General features: G+C 62.9%; 2 protein-coding genes and 1 pseudogene. All 3 read right to left on the minus strand.

The annotated features are described in order from the left end of the window. Nucleotides 1–1,293 (minus strand): phosphoenolpyruvate-utilizing N-terminal domain-containing protein (locus ABY403_RS15040; RefSeq protein ID WP_372841634.1); only part of this gene is annotated, 1,293 nt, incomplete at its 3' end. Nucleotides 1,294–1,604: 311 nt separating this feature from the next. Beyond that, complete coding sequence (locus ABY403_RS15045) at nucleotides 1,605–2,861, minus strand: aspartate kinase (RefSeq protein WP_372841635.1); 1,257 nt, start codon at nucleotides 2,859–2,861, stop codon at nucleotides 1,605–1,607. 84 nt (nucleotides 2,862–2,945) lie between these two features. After that, nucleotides 2,946–3,114, minus strand: a pseudogene (locus ABY403_RS15050) (GntR family transcriptional regulator); the annotation flags it as partial.

A 3,114-nucleotide genomic window follows, 5' to 3' on the forward strand; every position in this document is an offset into this window, starting at 1 on the left:
CAGGCTGGCGTAGCGGCTCTGCGCCTCGGCCTGCATCGCGATCTTATCGCGAAAGGCGTGCGCGACGGTTTCTTCGGGCCGAAGATGCACCAGACCCTGATCGCCATCGACCAGAATCGGATCGCCGTTCAGCGCCTCAGAGGTGATGCGCTGCGCGTGGATAACCAGCGGGATCGCCAGCGCGCGGGCAACAATGGCGGCGTGGCTGCCGACTGAACCTTCTTCAAGCACCACACCACGCAACCGCCGACCATAATCGAGCAGTTCCGCCGGGCCGATATTGCGCGCCACAAGCACCGGGTTATCGGGCATTTCTGCGCCGGTGTCGGTGCCTTGCCCGGTCAGCAGGCGCAGCAGGCGGTTGGAAAGGTCGTCAAGATCGTGCAGGCGGTCGCGCAGGTAGGGGTCGGACGCCTGCTCCAGCCGGGCGCGGGCCGACGACTGTTCCTTCTCCACCGCCGCTTCGGCCGAAAGACCGCGCGAGATGTCCTCTTCCATGCGGCGCATCCAGCCGCGTGAATTGGCGAACATACGGTAGGTTTCGAGCACTTCCAGATGGTCAACATTGCCCGAGGCGACCTCGGCCAGCATCCGGTCTACAGATTTGCGCAGCTTTTCCACGGCCACTTCCAGCCGCGCTCTTTCCTTTTCGGGGTCGTCGCCTACCGGGTTGGTGACCACGACGCGGGGTTCGTGCAGCCAGACCCGGCCTTCGGCAGACCCTTCCTGCCCGGTTGCGCCGCGCACCAGCACCGGACGGGTGTGCACCTGCGCCATCGCCTCGCCCTCGCCGAGAAAGGCGCCAAGCTCGGCCATTTCGGCGAGCACCATGGCCACGACCTCAAGCCCGTAAACCTCGTCGTCGGAAAACTGCCGCGCTTCGTGCGACTGCACCACCAGCACGCCCAGCTTTTCGCCCACGCGCTGGATCGGCACGCCAAGGAAGCTGGAATAGATTTCTTCGCCAGTTTCCGGCATGTAGCGGAAACCCTTTTCCGAGGGCGCATTGCCGGTGTTGATCGGCTGTGCAAAGCGGGCAACGCGGCCCACCAGACCCTCGCCCAGCCGCAGCCGTGTCTGGTGCACAGAGGCTGCCTTCAGGCCCTCGGTCGCGCACAACTCCAGCGTATCGGCATCTCGGAACAGATAGATCGAACAAACCTCGGTGCCCATCGACGAGGCGATCAACTGGGTGATGCGGTCAAGCCTTTCTTGCCCCTTTGCGGGGGTTGCGAGCGTGTCGCGCAAACGCCGCAGTAATTTGCGACTGTCGCTTTCCGTGCGTTCGGGCATGGTCCTGTCAAATCTGGTCTACCAGCATCTATTGGCAGGGCGACGGCAAAAGAGAAAGCGAAAATCAGCCCTAGCCCGCCGTGCGGTGGCAGACAATTGCCCTGGCGCGGTGGAACGGGGCGCAGCCAACGTCGGCTGCCATCATAAGCAGCGAAAAATCAATCCGCCGGTTGCAATACCCGTTTCTGCATGGCTTGGCCAAGACGGCCTAACCACACCGCCGCGCGGGCTTTTGGCCTCTGCACGCGCGTTGCGGCCGATCCCAAACTCTTTGCCGCAGCCCGCCCGCAGGCGGCCAGAACCCGGCTGGATCAGGCTTTGTCCAGCCCGAAGGTATCGTGCAGCGCCTGCACCGCCAGTTCCATGTATTTGCGGTCGATCAGCACCGAAATCTTGATTTCGGAGGTGGCGATGACCTTGATGTTGACGTTTTCGGCCGCAAGCGCCTTGAACATGGTTGCCGCCACACCCGCATGGCTGCGCATACCGATACCCACCACCGAGACCTTGGCCACGTCGGTGTCTTCGATCAGTTCGTCATAGCGGATGATGCCCGCCTTGCGCGCGTCTTCCATTGCCTTGCGCGCGCGGCCTACCTGAGTGACCGGGCAGGAGAAGGTCATGTCGGTGACAGCGATCGATTTGCCGTCCTCGGTCTTTTCCGAGATATTCTGCACGATCATGTCAACGTTCACGCCGGAGTCTGCCAAGGGGCCAAAAATCGCCGCGGCTATGCCGGGCCGGTCTTCGACGCGCAGCAGGGTCATTTTGGCTTCGTCGCGCGAATAGGCGACGCCAGAGACGACTTTCGATTCCATGATTTCATCCTCGTCGCAGACAAGAGTGCCGGAGTTTTCATCGGTTTCTTCAAAGGACGACAGCACTCGCAACCGCACCTTGTAACGCATGGCCAGCTCGACCGAGCGGGTTTGCAGCACCTTGGCACCAAGCGAGGCCAGTTCGAGCATCTCTTCATACGCGATGCGGTCAAGCTTGCGCGCCTTGGCGGAAATGCGCGGGTCGGTGGTATAGACACCATCGACGTCGGTGTAGATGTCGCAACGCTCTGCGCCAAAGGCTGCGGCAAAGGCCACTGCCGTGGTATCAGACCCGCCGCGGCCAAGCGTGGTGATGCGCCCCTCGGCCGACACGCCCTGAAAGCCCGCCACGACCGCGACCTTCATGCCTTCAGCAAACTTCGCGTCGATATTGTCGCGCGGAATGGTAACGAAGCGGGCGGCGGAATGGGCCGAAGTGGTGTTGATCGGCACTTGCCAGCCTTGCCAGCTGCGCGCAGGCACATCCATTTCTTGCAAGGCCAGCGCCATCAGCCCGGCGGTGACGTTTTCGCCCGAAGCGACGACCGCGTCATATTCGCGCGCATCGAACAGCGGTGAGGTCTGCTCGACCCAAGCCACCAGTTCGTTGGTCTTGCCCGACATCGCGCTGACAATGACGATCACGTCATAGCCGCGTTCCACCTCGCGGCGGACCTTGGATGCGGCATTCTTGATGCGCGCAAGGTCGGCCACCGAAGTGCCGCCGAATTTCATCACCAGAAGCGGCATGGATACCCCCTGAAACCGCCTGTCCAACCCGCGCGTGTCTTATGCGAGCCGCAGGTGCTATGCAAGGGCAGGGCCGGGGGGGCGCTATCCTGCAAGATGCCGCAGACCTTGGGTCACATCGGTGCGCACCGCCAGCCGCAGCCCAGGTTCGTCGCCCGCGCGCAATGCCGCAAGGATCAGCCGATGGTGGCGCGGTGGCTCGTTACGCGCGATGCGCGAATAGAGCGCGCTCATGGTCGGGCCTAGTTGCAGC

The sequence above is a fragment of the Phaeovulum sp. genome (assembly GCF_041596715.1).
Taxonomy (GTDB): domain Bacteria; phylum Pseudomonadota; class Alphaproteobacteria; order Rhodobacterales; family Rhodobacteraceae; genus UBA6213.